Source organism: Granulosicoccus sp. 3-233 (assembly GCF_052681095.1).
On the sequence record NZ_JBQYLE010000002.1, the window covers coordinates 303,152 to 318,145 of the forward strand.

The following is a 14,994-nucleotide window of genomic DNA, read 5'->3' on the forward strand; positions in this document are numbered from 1 at the left end:
GTTCCGGATGTCAAATTCCCTCCGCGACACTTGCTTCGGCAGCGACCGGGGTAATCAGTCGCTTGACCTGTTCCAGAGTCTCCGCGTCTCCAGGTGCCAGATCCTTGCGCCAGCGTTTGATGCGCGGGAAGCGAACGGCCACTCCTGACTTGTGCCTCGTGGAGGCATTGATTCCCTCGAATGCCAACTCGAATACCTGCTCCGCCGGTACGGAGCGAACAGGTCCGAATCGCTCGATGGTGTTTCGGCGAATCCACTTGTCCAGTTCATTGATCTCGCTGTTGTCCAGCCCGGAGTAGGCTTTCGCAATGGGCACGAGTTCATCACCGTGCCAGACACCGAAGGTATAGTCGGTGTGCAGATTGGCGCGTTTGCCGTGACCGGCCTGTGCGTACAGCATGACGGCATCGATCGTATAGGCTTCAACTTTCCACTTCCACCAGAAGCCTCGCTTGCGGCCGGTCTGGTATTGCGCGTCGACATGCTTGAGCATGAGGCCCTCTACCTGTCGCTCTCGCGATGTCTCTCGCAGAGAGGCCAGTTCCGCCCAGCTGTCAGCGTCGACCAGCGTCGAGATCTTCAGGTTCTCCTCACGCAGTTGCCCGACCAGCTCCGCCAGTTGTAGACGCCGTTGACGCAATGGCGTGGCACGGATGTCCATACCGGCGCATTCCATCATGTCGTAAGCCATGAACAGGCAGGGAACTTCGCTGAGCAGCTTGCGCCCGACAGTCTTGCGGCCAATGCGCCGTTGCAGTTCGCTGAAAGGCAGCACCCCGTGTTGGCCCCAGGCAAGAATCTCGCCGTCGAGAACCGTGCCGTCAGGCAGACTGTCGGCAGCGCCTGTTATCTCCGGGAATCGTGTACCGATGAGTTCTTCGCCGCGTGACCACAGCCAGGTCTCGCCCTGCCGGCGGATCAGTTGAGCCCGTATTCCATCCCATTTCCACTCGGCAAGCCAACTCTGGATCGGACCCAGTGTGTCAGGGTCTGCCTCCAGCGGCGACGCCAGGCAGAACGGGTAGGGGCGGGATGACACGGTCTCACCCCGGTCTTCACTGATCAGGGCATGCCAGAAGGTTTCATCGGGTTCCCAGTCACCCATCATCCGGTGCAATACCAGGGAGCGCGGCAAGTCTGCCACTTCGGCCACCGCGCGCGCGACCAGGAGCTGGGATACGCCGACTCGAAGGGCGCCGGTCATGAGTTTGTTGATGATGAAACACTGCTGATGATCCAGCTCGCGCCACCAACGTGTGACCCGCTGTTGCTGCTGTTCTGCATCCAGTCCACGCAACGGCAACAGCTGATGCTCGACCCAGTCGGCCAGTGAGCGTTCCTGTCCCTGATTGCCCGGTGTGGCCAGCAGCAATGCGATGGTCTCGGCCAGGTCACCTACGCTTGAATAACTCTCCTCGACCAGCCACTCCGGCAGATCGCTGGACTGGTGCAACCAGCTCCTCAGAAGGCTCGCCCCGATGAGGCGCTTGATCCTGCGACCGCTCAGGAAATAAACGGCCCAGGCGGCATCGGCTGCCGTGGCCCCGGCAAGATAGGAGACCATGGCGGCCACCTTGGCATTGGTCGAGGTCGTCTGGTCCAGAGACTGATAGAGCTGACTAAAGTTCTGCATCATCGACTTCCTCGTCACGATAGGAGATTGCCAGCTCGGCGGCATCCAGGCCGCGTTCACGCAGCAACCTGATCAGGGAGTCAGCCCGACCATGCGTTGTCAGAATGCGCGTGGCGCCGGTTTCCTCTATTGTCCGCAACAATCCGGGCCAGTCTGCATGATCGGACAGGACAAATCCCCGATCGTAGCCACGTCGCCGACGGTTGCCACGAATACGCATCCAGCCGCTGCAGAAACCGGTGGAGGCTCCGGGAAAACGCCGCATCCAGGTGGATCCGCTGGCGCCCGGAGGTGCGATGATCAACTCACCCGCGTAGCTCTTGCTCCGATCCTCCAGATCGACTGGCAGGCTTGGCAGCATGTTGATACCCGCATCACGATAGATCTGCGTTAACGGCTGCACCGCGCCGTGCAGATGGACGGGGCAATCGGTGAAGGCGGTCAGCTCACTGAGCACTCGTTGTGCCTTGCCGAGCGAGTAGGCAAAGAGAACGGCAGGACGATCAGCCTGTTGCATCTCCTGCCACCATTGCGCGATTTCCGCTGCCACCTCGGTGCCTGCCTGCCACCGGTAGACGGGCAGTGCAAAGGTCGTCTCGGTAATCAACGTGTCGCAGGGAACCAGTTCGAAGGGTTCGCAACTGGGGTCAGGATCTCGCTTGAAATCGCCGGTGAACACCCAGATCCGATTGTCCGCCTCTACCCGAATCTGTGCAGATCCCAACACATGTCCGGCAGGGTGAAACGAGACTTGCGTTTGCCCCAGTGTGATTGGCTTGCCAAAGGGAACACCGCGAATATCCTGATCACTTCCCAGACGCTTCTTCAGCAGCGGCACCGACGAGTCGCTGGCGTAGTAAAGCTCGGCGACAGGACGCGCATGGTCGGCATGAGCGTGAGAAATCACCGCCGTGTGGGTACGCTGCATCGGATCGATGACAAACCCGCCTGTCGGGCAAGCCAGCCCGACATCAGTTGCCAGGATCAGGTCGTCGGCCGACGCAGAATGATGAAGTTGACGAACTCCGGGCTTGTCTGAAACCATGTGGCAGGGAAGGCCTTGTGAGCCTTTCGGTCAGCGATGATATCGACTATACGTTGTACCCGGCCAGTCTGGAGCACCTTGCAAGGCGGAGTTCAGCCGGCCAGATCCATCAGTTCGGCAGCCAGCATACGCAACGAGCGCTCGTCGGACAGACGATGGTCGGCGCGATGCAGCAAGGTCAGGCGTGCATCATCATGCTGTATAGCGCCCATCAGTCTGACAGACAGCTCGTAGGGAACATCGGTGTCGTGAGTGCCGTGCAGCAAGCGCACGGGGCAGGACAGATCGGCCAGTCCCGGCTGATCCGGCAGAGATGGTGTATCGAGCAGTGCCAGATCGCGGCCGCTGTCCAGCAAGGCCTGGGTGATCGGGTGAGGCTCATCGTAGGCGTTTTCCAGCAGAACAACCTTGTCCTGTTGCAATTCCCAGTTTTCCGCCGGTCCGAGACGTGGTGCAATCAGTTCCTGCAGAAAGTCCGGCGCTGCGGCCAGCAGCAGCAATCCAGTGACCTTGTCGGGACGGCGCAGGGCAGCCAGCGTCGCCAACCAGCCACCCATCGAGGAACCGACCAGCAGCACCGGACCATCCAGTGAGTCCAGAACGTTCAGGGTATCTTCGAGCCAGTCGCTCAGCGTCAACTCATGCGTGCTGCCTTCCGACTCTCCGTGTCCACGATAATCGAAGCGGGTGAAGGACCATTGCCGTGCCTTGCAGAACGTTGCCAGGAAGGAGGCCTTGGTGCCGAGCATGCTGGAATGAAAGCCGCCACAGAACATGACGTTGACCCGGGCAGACCCATCCGTTGTCGGGTCGATTTTCAGGGAATCGCGTCGAATGGCCACGCGTTGACCTTTTTCACCCTGAAAGTCGGGCGGATTGGCATCTATGGCTTTGTCGGAGTTCATCAGCAAAGTATAGTGTGTGTCATTCAATGTCGAGGAAATTCAGAGTCTGCCATGACTGACGTCGGTTTGTTTGTAACCTGTCTGATCGATCTGCACCGCCCCAATGTCGGGTTTGCCGCCATTCGCCTGCTGGAACAGGCTGGCTGTACCGTACACGTGCCCGAATCACAGGTCTGTTGCGGCCAGCCCGCATTCAACAGTGGCGACGATGAGTCTGCCCGCAACATTGCGAGGCAGGTCATCGAGGCCTTCGAAGGTTACGAGCATGTGGTGGTGCCTTCAGGTTCCTGCGCCGGCATGCTCATCAAGCATTATCCCGAACTGTTCGCCGATGACCCCGACTGGGTGGCTCGCGCCGAGTCTCTGGCCAACCGATGTCACGAACTCATCTCCTTTCTGGTGGATACCATGGGAATGGAAGATCCACAGGCCACCTTCACCAGTACCGTGACCTATCATGATGCCTGCTCCGGTCTCAGAGAGCTGGGCGTGAAGGAACAGCCTCGCAAGCTCATGGCGGCCGTGTCGGGGCTGGAGCTTCGGGAAATGGAGGACACCGAGGTCTGTTGCGGATTCGGTGGTACCTTCTGTGTCAAGTTTCCCGAGATATCCGAACGCATGGTGTCCGACAAGGTCGCCCTGGCCGAGCAGTCGGGTGCCCGGACCCTGCTCGGTGGTGACATGGGATGCCTGCTGAACATCAGTGGTCGACTGAGCCGCCTCGGATCCGACATTCAGGTCTATCACGTGGCCGAAGTGCTGGCCGACATGACAGACGTGCCGGCCATCGGCAAGGGAGAGCACTGACATGCAGGTGGAATCAGGGCAGTTCAAGGTTCGCGCCAGCAAGGCCTTGCTGGATGAAGATCTCAAGCAGGCACTGGGCAACGTCAAGCAGGGCTTCATCGGCAAGCGAACCGAAGCCGTCAGACTGGTTCCGGAGTGGCAGCAGATTCGTGATGACGCCCGACAGCTGAAGAATCATGTGCTGGAAAATCTGGATCACTATCTGCTGGCCTACGAAGCGCGCGTCCAGGAAAACGGCGGGCAGGTGCACTGGGCCTCGAGCTCGACCGACGCCAATGACATCATCGTCGATATCTGCAAGACCCACGGTGCCAGGACCGTCACCAAGGGCAAGTCGATGGTTGGAGAGGAGGGCGATATCAATGGCGCTCTGAGCGCCGCTGGCATCGAGCCGATCGAAACCGATCTGGGCGAGTACATCATACAGCTGGCGGGAGAGGCGCCCAGTCATATCATTGCACCGGCCATCCACAAGACGAAGGAGCAGGTCTCCGATCTGTTTCATGGCAATCATGGTCGATATGGTTTGCATGAGCGCCTGGTTGACCGCTCGGCACTGGTCGACGAAGCCCGCAAGGTGCTGCGCGACAAGTTCCAGGCAGCGGATGTCGGTATAACGGGTGCCAATTTCCTGATTGCCGAGACAGGTCAGCATGTACTGGTGACCAATGAAGGCAATGGCGATCTGACGTCCAACCTGCCACGAGTGCAGATCGTGATCGTGGGGATCGAAAAGGTGGTACCGACACTCGAGGATGCCAGTTGTCTGTTGCGCCTGCTGGCACGCAGTGCCACGGGGCAGCACTATTCCAATTACACCAGTCTGATGAGCGGACCGCGACGCAGTGAAGATATAGACGGACCGGAGGCCTTCCATGTGGTGTTGGTGGACAATCACCGAACCGAGATGCTCAGTGGTGCGCTGCGCGAGATGCTGCGTTGTTTTCGATGCGGCGCCTGCATGAACCATTGTCCCGTTTACGGGTCGGTAGGTGGTCACGCGTATGGATGGGTATACCCTGGGCCGATGGGGTCGGTGGTGACGCCCGCCATGGTCGGAATCGAAAATGCGCCGGATCTGCCACATGCCTGTACGTTGAACGGTCGCTGTGCCGAAGTCTGCCCCATGAGCATTCCTCTACCCAGCCTGCTAAGAGAGCATCGACGCCAGACATTTGTGCGTTCCCTGCAGACGCCCGGGGCGCGCTATGGTCTGGGCCTGTGGGCGGCGATGGCCACGAGGCCGGGGCTTTATCACGCCTTGACTCGTCTGGGGGTCGGACTGCTGTCACGGATGGGACGGCGCAAAGGCCATTTCCGGCGTCTGCCGCTGGCGGGAGCATGGACCCAGGGGCGAAATCTTCCAGCGCCGCAGGGGCGGAGCACATTCATGAGTCTGTACAAGGCCAGCAAGGCAGGAGAATCGAAGTCCGTGCAACAGGGAGATCGTGCTGAATGAACGCCCGTGAACAGATACTGCAGCGTATCGGCACGGCCCTGGGCCGACCGGAAAAAGGTGCTTCGCAAACAGTGGCAAACCGCCCCGAGGCTGTGTCGGAGCGTTTGCGGAATGCACGTCGCAGCACCTTGCCCAAGGTAGGCAACGACCTGGTCGAGACTGCGATAGCCAATATGGAAGCGGTATTGATGAGTGTGGTACGTCTGCAGACGCGGGATAACTGCATCGATGCCGTCCAGGATTATCTGCAATCACAGGGTATCGATGCTTCGGCACCCGGCGCAGTGACCGTGGCTCCGGCATTGTCATCGATGGCCTGGCCCTCGAGCTATCGCAGTGGCCCGGCCAGTGGCGATGAGTTGGTCAGTATCACCCCCTGTCTGGCTGCGGTGGCAGAAACCGGTAGTGTGGTCATGGCCAGTGGTGCTCAGACACCTGCAGGCCTGAACTTCCTGCCCGAAACACATATCACGGTGCTGTACGAGTCGCAGATCGTGCAGTATGTGGACGATGTCTTTGCGCACCTCCGACACTTCGACATCATGCCGCGCGCCGTCAATCTGGTGACCGGACCATCGAGAACGGCTGATATCGAACAGACGCTGGAGATCGGGGCGCATGGTCCGCGACGCATGCATGTCTTGCTGATTGCAGGTGAGCCCGGTTGAATGCCGATCGGGACAATGCGCTGTCGGCCGGTGTCAGGTCCGCTGACGCCTCTCTGGAGAGTGTCAGGGCGGTGTCCTTCGACCTTGACGATACGCTCTGGCACTGTGCGCCTGCCATCGCGCGGGCGGATGCCGCCCTGTTCCAGTGGTTTCAGGCGAGCACCCCGAAAATCGTCTCCGTGCACACACCGGAGAGCATCCTTGATCATCAATCGCGGGTTCGCCAGAAGTATCCGGAACTGCGTCGCTGCGTCAGTTCCATGCGCCTGGCTTGTCTGAGAGACTTGCTGGCCGAATTCGATTACCCGGTCTCGATGGCAGAAGAAGCCTTTGATGTGTTCTATCAGGCTCGCAGCGAAGTCGAACTCTATGAAGATGCACTGGATCTGCTGAAGTTGCTCAAGTCCCGGTATCGACTGGCTGCCATCACCAACGGTAATGCAGATCTGGACCTGATCGGTATCGCTCCGTACTTCGATGTCATACTGGCAGCGAACATGACATCGGCACCCAAGCCGGAACCGGACATGTTCCACGACTGTCTGGGGTTTCTGGAGCTGCCATCACAGGCCTTGTTGCACGTGGGTGATAATCCGCTGACCGATGTGTTCGGTGCGCGCAATGCAGGTGCACAGACATTGTGGTTCAACCAGTATAATGAGGAGTGGCCGGAACACTTGCCTCAGCCGCACTTTCAGGTGCAGACATTGTCAGACATAGGTGCTCTGCTCATTCGCTGAATGTCAGATTGCTGTCAGGCTTGCGTTATGTCAGACCAACCGCGATTTCCGTGAAACACCAATACCACTGCCGGCCTGTCGAGTCGGCGTTGCAGGGATCAGAGTAGCTATGAGTCGAACGTTTTACGTCAATGGTGAGTTTGTAGCAGAAGAGAATGCCCGGATATCCGTATTGGATAGAGGCTTTCTGTTCGCCGATGCGGTGTATGAAGTGTCGACCGTCCTGCAGGGCAAACTGATCGACAACAAGGCTCATCTGAAGCGTCTGGCCCGTTCAATGTCGGAATTGTCGATGGCGCCGCCGTGCCCGGAGGAGGAAATCGAAGCGGCACAACGGAAATTGATCGAGCTCAATGAGCTGGAAGAGGGACTACTGTATCTTCAGGTCTCGCGTGGAGTGGCTGACCGTGACTTTGCCTTTCCGACAAAATCTGCATCTTCGCTGGTCATGTTCACTCAGACCAAGAACCTGCTGAATTCACCCATGGCGGAAAAGGGACTGCATGTCATTTCCATACCGGATCTGCGCTGGAAGCGTCGTGATATCAAGACGGTGGGATTGCTTGCCCCCAGTATGGGCAAACAGGCAGCTCTGGATGCGGGTGTTCATGATGCCTGGATGGTGGAAGACGGTCTGGTGACTGAAGGCACGTCGAATAACGCCTACATAGTCACCGCTGACAGAAAAATACAGACACGTCATCTGGGACACGAGATTCTCAGTGGTATCACACGACAAGCCGTACTCAAGTTCGCCGCCGAAGCGGGATATACCGTAGTGGAAGAGCCCTTTACCATCGAGGAAGCCAGACAGGCCAGTGAGGCATTCATAACCAGTGCCTCAACCTTCGTCATGCCGGTCGTGAACATCGACGGGGTCGCATTGGGCGATGGCGCGCCTGGCCCAGTGAGTAAACAATTGCGAAAGATTTATATCGCAGCGGCGCTGGCACGTCAGAACTTGTAGTGTTGTTTCATTGCAGCGTGGACTGGAGGCCATGAATCTTATTTCACTATTTGCCAGCGCAATTCGACCATTGGCGGTCTCTGTCGTATGCGTTCTGCTGGCTGCCTGCAGCTCGGACAAGGCGGAAATCGTCCCGGATGTGAATACGGATCCGGACATCTTCGATGAGCCGATCATGTCGTCGTCGCCGGTATTCAATGGTGATATCGGTGCACAATCGTTCGAGCTACTGGAAGATGAGCTGTTGCGGGGACGCTTCTACAGCCCGGCAGGTGAGCCAGAGAACCCGGTGGTCATTCGCTCCCTGCCGTCGAACGGACTATTGACCTTGCAGCCCGGTGCTCAGGTATTCGTCTATACGCCCGATGCGGATTTCTGGGGAGAGGACGGCTTCGAATACACGACCTTCGGTGGTGTTCCCGTGTCGGTCTCGTTGACGGTCAATGCCGTGAATGACGCTCCAGTGCTCATTGCCGATCTGCCGCAGGTTGCCGCGCAGGGACAGCGTTTCACCCATCAGATAGAAGCGACTGATGCTGATGGTGACACATTGCAATATAGTGCCATCGGTCTGCCGGCCTGGCTTGGGCTGAATTCGTCAACCGGATTGCTCTCGGGATTGCCTACCCAGAACGATATCGGCATGTCGGATGAATTCGTTCTGCGTGTGAGTGATACCGGCGGATTGAGAGACGAAATCACGTCATTGCGCATTGAAGTCATCGATGTGAACGACGCGCCGACGCTGAACCTGGACAGATTGCCGGCAGAGCTTCTGGCTCGCGAGACGGTCACTGCCAGACTCTATCCGGACGATCCGGATGGCGATCCGGTGACACTGGATGTGGAGGCGAACGCCTTCGTGACCGGCTCCGCCAGCAACGGTTCGGTAACACTCACCGCCAGTGATGTCAACGAGGTGATGCAAGTCAATGTGGTGATCAAGGCTACCGATGTGCGCGGGCGCGTTACGCGGGAGATCGTTCCCCTGACGCTGTATCCCCGAACCGATTCCGGCAGGGGCATTACCCTGTCCGGTGTGGAAAATGGCAATGCCGTGCATGTGGTCGTGCTGGGCGATGGATATACGATCGATCAGCAGCCCTTGTTTCGCGAGCATGTCGAAGATGCCATCGAGAACATGCGCTCCGATGCAGGGATCTCCGCGCACTTCGATGCGCTCAGCATCCACATGATCAGCACGGTTTCGGAAGACTCCGGCTCGGATGACAATGAGCTGACGGACGCTCGTGACACTTACTACAACAGCACGTACAACTGTGGTTCCATTCAGCGCCTGATCTGCGCCGATTCACTGCAGATGCTGTTGACGGCGGTTGAGGAATATCCGGACTTTGATCAGGTCATTCTGCTGGTCAATGACACGCGCTATGGTGGAAGCGGCAACAGCGGGGCGCGCTACGCCATTACATCGGCCTATGCACCGCAGATTGCTCTACACGAAATGGGTCATAGTCTGGCCAATCTGGCTGACGAGTACGTCGACAATCTGCTGGTGGAAACCACCGGCTTTCCATCGTTTGTCGAGGGTAATCATCCCAATGTGACGGCTATCACCGATCCTGCCGAGGTGCCATGGGCGCACTGGATAGAAGCCGATGAGCCATTGCCTCAGGAACAGGGAGACAATGGAGTTGGCCTGTTCGAAGGCGGGCTCTATCGGAGCCGCGGAGTCTTTCGCCCCACGTTCAACAGCCGGATGCGCAGTTTCGATGCCTCGTTCGGACCAGTGAACAGCGAAGTCTGGGTGTTGAGTCTCTATGAAAATACCGATGGTGGAATCCGTGGCTATTCCCCGTCCGCAAGAACAGTCAATCTGAACGCCGGGGAGTCACAGGTGTTTGTGGTCAGCCCGATTTTCGGAAAGGATATACAGTCCGTGGAATGGACTCTGGATGGCGACCCGATTCCGCCCGGGGAAGATCCGGATCGCTTGACTCTGTCGCCGGATGTCGGCAGTCACACCCTGCGCGTCGAGGTGCGGGACATCAGCGGTGCCATTCGCAAACCGCCCCCTCATGCCGGCATGTTCTCCTGGGAATGGCAGCTGGAGGTCCAATGATGATTCATTACCGCATTTTCGGCGGCATAGTCGGCCTTTTGACGCTGGTCAGCCATGTGCAGGCCGACCAGCGAGTCCTGTTCCGGTTCGACAACACCGGTGTTCAGGTCCATAGAGTCATGCAACTCGAAGAGCAAACCGATTTTTCGAGCTCAGGCGTTGCAAGATCAATGAAGGGCATGCCGGAGCAAATGATCGTGATGCGCTGGCTGGATGGCGATGGTGTGGAACTGGCCGTCAATGAGGTGGCTGATCCGAGGGTTGCCCATTCACCGAATCACACCAATGCTTTCGTACAGTCCCGTCATGGTCTGGAATCGGGGGGCTGGGTGGCCAATGGCCCTGATGCAGCCGAGTCGGTAAGTGTGGAGATGCCGGAGAAGTCCGCTCTGGGCCTTCCTGCCGAAACATGGGTTCTGCCACTTAATGTGGAATGATGGCCGGTGATTCTACCGTAAAGCGTTGAACCATCACATTATTCCCGAGATTGCCCCGGCCCAGATGGGCTATGATGGCTAATCGTCCAAGACACCGCCCATCCGTCATTCAGATGGCGTTCAAGTGCAGCTTATGTCGGAACCAGAATTTGATAGCAACGACAAGGACGCCGAGTCCATGTTCGACTTCCTGGCGGAAGACGATGATGGTGCTCCACGTCGTACCAGAGCGGCAGCAACACCGGCCGATCGCCCTCTGCCGGTCATTCGCAAGCCGGTTCCCGTGTCCGAATCCGGACCGCTGCTTCCCCCGAAGCCCGGAGCTCCTGTAGAACCACCACCGGAGCTGACTTCCGGCTCTGAACGGCGCGATGTCGACCTCGATTTTCTGGATGAAGACGCTCCTGAGCCGAGGCGAACGCAGCCGCGGACCATCCGCGAGCCCGGGGACTCGGCGCGAAGCAATGTGACGCGTCTGGATACCGGGTCTCGACGCAGAGCGGCTACTGGCGAGTCTGCCAATGGACGCGCCGACAGCGGTTCGATGCCACCGGTCCGGCGGCAGGCTCGGCCAGAGAATGAGTTCGATGCTCTGGATCTCGACGACAGTCTGCAACTGGACGAAGACTGGCACCGCGGCCCTGAAGTCAGGTTCGTCGATGACCATGATTCCGATCAGGGTTCCGGCCGTGGTCGCTGGGTGGCAATGGTTTTAGCCTTGCTGCTCATTGCTGTCGGTGTCGGTTCATTCGTGTTCACCAACCCGCCTGCCTGGTTGAAACTGCCGGGCAGTGATCGTGATCCTACGGCCGTGACTGGCATCGATCCTGAACTCGATGCAGTAGGTACCGGTGCCGATTCGAGTCCGGTTGCCGTCGACTCATTGTCGAGTGACACGGCAGCAGTCTTTACGCCGTCACCATTGATGCAGAAATTTCGTGCTGAGCTTGATCGGCTTGAGCAGCTGCTGGCTGCTGGCTCTCTCGATGAGGCTGAAGCGGCTCTGAAGAGCATGGACAGATCGATTTATGGTTACGGAGCCACTGAATTTGCAGCGATCGAAAACCGAATCGATCAACTACGCTCTGGTGACGTCTCACCCGAGCAGAATAGCGAACAAGCCGAAGCAACGCGATTGGCCGAAGAACAGGCAGCACGCGAGGCAGCGGTTCGACAAGCCGAGCAGCAGGCAGCACGTGAAGAAGCAGCGCGTCTTGCCGAAGAACAGGCAGCACGCGAGGCAGCGGTTCGACAGGCCGAGCAGCAGGCAGCACGTGAAGAAGCAGCGCGTCTTGCCGAAGAACAGGCAGCACGCGAGGCAGCGGTTCGACAGGCCGAGCAGCAGGCAGCACGTGAAGAAGCAGCGCGTCTTGCCGAAGAACAGGCAGCACGCGAGGAAGCGGTTCGACAGGCCGAGCAGCAAGCAGCACTTGAAGAAGCAGCGCGTCTTGCCGAAGAGCAGACAGCGCGTGAGGAAGCCGCTCGTCAAGCCGAACTGCAGTCGGCTCGCGAAGCGGCAGCACGTCGTGCTGAAGAGCAGGCGGCTCGAATCGAGCAGATTCGGCTGGCTGAAGAGGCTGCCCGCACAGAAGCGGAGCGACTCGCTCAGTCCCGGTCTCAGGCCGACTCGGCGGCCACCGCGGCGCTATCAGAAGCACAGACCATCGATCGCGATCGAATTGCCACTGACAGGCGGATAGCGGAAGAACGTGCAGCCTTGCAACGCCAGCAAGCGCGCGAGCAGCGATTGATCGAAGCTCGGGAGCGAGAAGCGCAGGCAGAGCAGGCCAGGGCAGCGGTACAGGGTAGTAATCGTGGCGAACCGGAAACGGGATCGCCATCGGCTGCTGACCGTTCAGCCAATCAGGCGTCCGACAACATCACCGCAGCCAGTACGGTTGTCAGCGATGCCGATTTGCAGCTGGTATACCAACGGTTTGTCAATTTGCAGCGGGCCATCAGTCAGCGTGATATCAATGCGGTGGTGAGCCTGACGCAACGATCGGGCGCACGAGTCCAGCAATTCATGCAGATCTTCGAGAACAGCTCCGAGATCGATGCCCGTATCAAGAATGTGTCCACCAGCAACGCCACTGGCGAGATCAAGGGTACGTTGCAGATCAACAGGATCCGGCGGGCCAATGGTAGCTATGTACAGCCGCCTGCTTCGTTGTCGGCCATCCCCTTGTCCAGCAAGCGCGATGAAAACGGCTGGTCGGCCATCTCCTGGTAACAACCTCAACGTACAGAGACTCTATCAATGCAGTCATTCCTTCAAGGTCGTCTCTTGACGATGGCTTTGGCAGGCTTGCAAGTGTTCATGCAAGTCATGCTGGTCATGCCCACGAAAGCCTGGGCGCAGGATCTGGATTCAAGTCCTCCTGTCATCGAATCACGTGCCGTGGAGCAGGGCTTCAAGGGCGAAACTCAGGTGTTTACCGCCACCGTCACCGATGACAGAGGGGTGGCTGCGGTATTCCTGCATTATCGACTGGACGGTGAGTCGGTTTATCAGGATCGCCGCATGGAGCCACTGGGCTCGACAGGCATCTATTCGACTTCCCTGACTACCGACAGTGATGTCGATGTGATCCAGTATTACATCGAAGCGACGGATCTGGCCGAGAACCGAACGCTGCAAGGGTTTGCTTTCGATCCCATCGAGCGAGAGCTGGTCGAACGGGCGCTACCCGTTGCGGATGCGCCTGCCGCGGAAGCACCCGCTCCGGGCATGTCTACCGGACGCAAGGTGCTGTATGGCGTGCTGGGTCTGGTCGTCGTGGGTGCTCTGGCATCCGCCGCTGGTGGTAGTGGCAGCAGTGGGGGTACCAGTGACCAGAATGTGGATGTCACCATTGTAGTGGAGCCTTTACCATGATCGGCCTGTTCCATCGAAGCGTCGTCAGTCGCTTGCCTCATTCGCGTGGCATGAGTCGCAGTCTTGTTGCCATCGCATTGCTCGGCCTGCTGAGCGCCTGTGATCAGAACGACAATGCAGGAAGCGTGGAGAGTGTCGGAACCGAGGCAGGCATGTCTTTTTCGGCGCCGGATCAGCTGCAACGAGCGCGTAATATCGTGGTCGAGAACCTGGTACTCGAAGTCACCATCGCCGGGAATACCTTTGAGGTTTTCCCGGGCGCCGATGGTCTGTATACGCTCAGAACCACCAGGCCGGAAAACACCGTTACCACGGTGTCTCTGGTCTGGTATGAAGTCATCGATGGTGTTCGGATCCCGCTGGCGCGTGCGGAGAAGCGCTTGCCGGTCGGTTCGAGTTCCAGTCCGGCAACGCTGACATTCACGGAAACCGAATTCGATACTTCGCAGGATGATCTGGATAACGACGGTTTTTCCAATTACGAGGAACGTCGCTCCGACAATGCAACTGCCTTCGATGACCCGAATGTGCCAGAAGCCCCGCCGGTACCTGTGTCGTTGTCCATTCAGGCCAATCTCCCGGAAGGCATGGTCAACGCACCTGCGGAGCGGCGTGAATTGGTCGATGCGCTGGCCCTGGTCAATGGTCAGGCAGTCAGCCTGAGTCGCGAAGGAGACAGCTGGTTCGGCGTCACGACAGTGGTGCAGGACACCTCACCGCTGGTGCTGATACGTTTCTTCGCCACGACTCAACAACGAATTGAAATCGCATCCCTGGCGCGTAGTCAGAATGTGGGGTCGGGTGCCACGGCTTTGTTCGAAGCCGGTGACTACGATGTCGAGAGTTTCGACGATGACAGGGACGGGTTCACGAATATCCAGGAAACGGCGAATGGTACTGCGCCTCGAGACTCCAATGATCCTCCGCCCGATGGCGATTCGGACGGCGTGCCGGATGCCATTGACAATTGTCCGACAGACTTCAATCCCAACCAGGAAGACAGGGATCAGGACAATATTGGCGATATCTGTGATGATTCCAATGATCTCGACACGGATAGAGACGGTGTCAGAGATGAGGAAGACAATTGCCCGACTGTAGCGAACGCTGATCAGGCAAACGTTGACGGAGATGCGCTGGGCAATGCCTGTGATCTGGACAACGATAACGACGGCGTCATGGATGTTGACGACAATTGTCCGATGACACCGAACGCCAATCAGGCAGATGCGGATGGCGACAACGAGGGAGATGCCTGCGACCTGACACCTGGAACCGGGACTGATACAGGCACCGATACGGGTACTGATACGGGCACCGATACGGGCACTGATACGGGTACTGATACGGGTACTGATACGGGTACTGATAC

The 14,994-nt window shown here is 58.4% G+C and carries 13 protein-coding genes; 10 read left to right on the top strand and 3 right to left on the bottom strand.

What is annotated here, in order from left to right; all coding sequences use genetic code 11:
• Window positions 1-10: 10 nt before the first annotated feature.
• The 3 genes from ACUNV4_RS06295 to ACUNV4_RS06305 form a co-directional block, all read right to left on the bottom strand.
• Window positions 11-1,636 (bottom strand): ATP-dependent DNA ligase, encoded by a 1,626-nt coding sequence (locus tag ACUNV4_RS06295; protein WP_430877652.1) that lies wholly within the window; start codon window positions 1,634-1,636, stop codon window positions 11-13.
• Entirely contained in the window at window positions 1,620-2,678 is a 1,059-nt protein-coding gene (locus ACUNV4_RS06300) for a ligase-associated DNA damage response exonuclease (RefSeq protein WP_430877653.1), read from the bottom strand. The genes ACUNV4_RS06295 and ACUNV4_RS06300 overlap by 17 nt, the downstream gene beginning before the upstream one ends.
• Before the next feature lie 92 nt (window positions 2,679-2,770).
• A complete protein-coding gene (locus tag ACUNV4_RS06305; protein WP_430877654.1) occupies window positions 2,771-3,583 on the bottom strand; it encodes an alpha/beta fold hydrolase in 813 nt (270 codons plus the stop codon).
• A 51-nt stretch (window positions 3,584-3,634) separates the two neighbouring features.
• On the opposite strand from ACUNV4_RS06305, the gene ACUNV4_RS06310 reads away from it, so the two are divergent.
• The 10 genes from ACUNV4_RS06310 to ACUNV4_RS06355 form a co-directional block, all read left to right on the top strand.
• Window positions 3,635-4,390, top strand: a complete 756-nt coding sequence (locus tag ACUNV4_RS06310; RefSeq protein ID WP_430877655.1) for a (Fe-S)-binding protein — start codon at window positions 3,635-3,637, stop codon at window positions 4,388-4,390.
• A 1-nt stretch (window position 4,391) separates the two neighbouring features.
• Entirely contained in the window at window positions 4,392-5,849 is a 1,458-nt protein-coding gene (locus ACUNV4_RS06315) for a LutB/LldF family L-lactate oxidation iron-sulfur protein (protein ID WP_430877656.1), read from the top strand.
• Window positions 5,846-6,517: a LutC/YkgG family protein gene (locus ACUNV4_RS06320; RefSeq protein WP_430877657.1), complete on the top strand. Its 672-nt coding sequence runs from the start codon at window positions 5,846-5,848 to the stop codon at window positions 6,515-6,517. Before ACUNV4_RS06315 ends, ACUNV4_RS06320 begins: the two co-directional genes overlap by 4 nt.
• Window positions 6,514-7,257 carry an HAD family hydrolase gene (locus ACUNV4_RS06325; RefSeq protein WP_430877658.1) on the top strand — a complete coding sequence of 248 codons (744 nt, stop codon included), beginning with the start codon at window positions 6,514-6,516 and terminating at the stop codon, window positions 7,255-7,257. The genes ACUNV4_RS06320 and ACUNV4_RS06325 overlap by 4 nt, the downstream gene beginning before the upstream one ends.
• Before the next feature lie 109 nt (window positions 7,258-7,366).
• Entirely contained in the window at window positions 7,367-8,224 is an 858-nt protein-coding gene (locus ACUNV4_RS06330; RefSeq protein ID WP_430877659.1) for a D-amino-acid transaminase, read from the top strand.
• Window positions 8,225-8,255: 31 nt separating this feature from the next.
• The gene (locus tag ACUNV4_RS06335; protein WP_430877660.1) at window positions 8,256-10,307 is read left to right on the top strand and encodes a M64 family metallopeptidase; all 2,052 of its coding nucleotides are present in this window, start codon (window positions 8,256-8,258) and stop codon (window positions 10,305-10,307) included.
• The gene (locus ACUNV4_RS06340; RefSeq protein WP_430877661.1) at window positions 10,307-10,744 is read left to right on the top strand and encodes a hypothetical protein; all 438 of its coding nucleotides are present in this window, start codon (window positions 10,307-10,309) and stop codon (window positions 10,742-10,744) included. Before ACUNV4_RS06335 ends, ACUNV4_RS06340 begins: the two co-directional genes overlap by 1 nt.
• A gap of 133 nt (window positions 10,745-10,877) precedes the next feature.
• The gene (locus ACUNV4_RS06345; protein ID WP_430877662.1) at window positions 10,878-12,977 is read left to right on the top strand and encodes a hypothetical protein; all 2,100 of its coding nucleotides are present in this window, start codon (window positions 10,878-10,880) and stop codon (window positions 12,975-12,977) included.
• A gap of 27 nt (window positions 12,978-13,004) precedes the next feature.
• Complete coding sequence (locus tag ACUNV4_RS06350; protein WP_430877663.1) at window positions 13,005-13,622, top strand: hypothetical protein; 618 nt, start codon at window positions 13,005-13,007, stop codon at window positions 13,620-13,622.
• On the top strand, window positions 13,619-14,994 hold a 1,376-nt coding region (locus ACUNV4_RS06355), incomplete at its 3' end, for a thrombospondin type 3 repeat-containing protein (protein ID WP_430877664.1). The genes ACUNV4_RS06350 and ACUNV4_RS06355, both read left to right, overlap by 4 nt.

Coding starts and splice junctions, on each gene's coding strand:
- ACUNV4_RS06295 (WP_430877652.1), bottom strand. CDS start 1,636: ATGATGCAGAACTTTAGTCAGCTCTATCAGTCTCTGGACCAGACGACC.
- ACUNV4_RS06300 (WP_430877653.1), bottom strand. CDS start 2,678: ATGGTTTCAGACAAGCCCGGAGTTCGTCAACTTCATCATTCTGCGTCG.
- ACUNV4_RS06305 (WP_430877654.1), bottom strand. CDS start 3,583: ATGAACTCCGACAAAGCCATAGATGCCAATCCGCCCGACTTTCAGGGT.
- ACUNV4_RS06310 (WP_430877655.1), top strand. CDS start 3,635: ATGACTGACGTCGGTTTGTTTGTAACCTGTCTGATCGATCTGCACCGC.
- ACUNV4_RS06315 (WP_430877656.1), top strand. CDS start 4,392: ATGCAGGTGGAATCAGGGCAGTTCAAGGTTCGCGCCAGCAAGGCCTTG.
- ACUNV4_RS06320 (WP_430877657.1), top strand. CDS start 5,846: ATGAACGCCCGTGAACAGATACTGCAGCGTATCGGCACGGCCCTGGGC.
- ACUNV4_RS06330 (WP_430877659.1), top strand. CDS start 7,367: ATGAGTCGAACGTTTTACGTCAATGGTGAGTTTGTAGCAGAAGAGAAT.
- ACUNV4_RS06335 (WP_430877660.1), top strand. CDS start 8,256: ATGAATCTTATTTCACTATTTGCCAGCGCAATTCGACCATTGGCGGTC.
- ACUNV4_RS06340 (WP_430877661.1), top strand. CDS start 10,307: ATGATTCATTACCGCATTTTCGGCGGCATAGTCGGCCTTTTGACGCTG.
- ACUNV4_RS06345 (WP_430877662.1), top strand. CDS start 10,878: ATGTCGGAACCAGAATTTGATAGCAACGACAAGGACGCCGAGTCCATG.
- ACUNV4_RS06350 (WP_430877663.1), top strand. CDS start 13,005: ATGCAGTCATTCCTTCAAGGTCGTCTCTTGACGATGGCTTTGGCAGGC.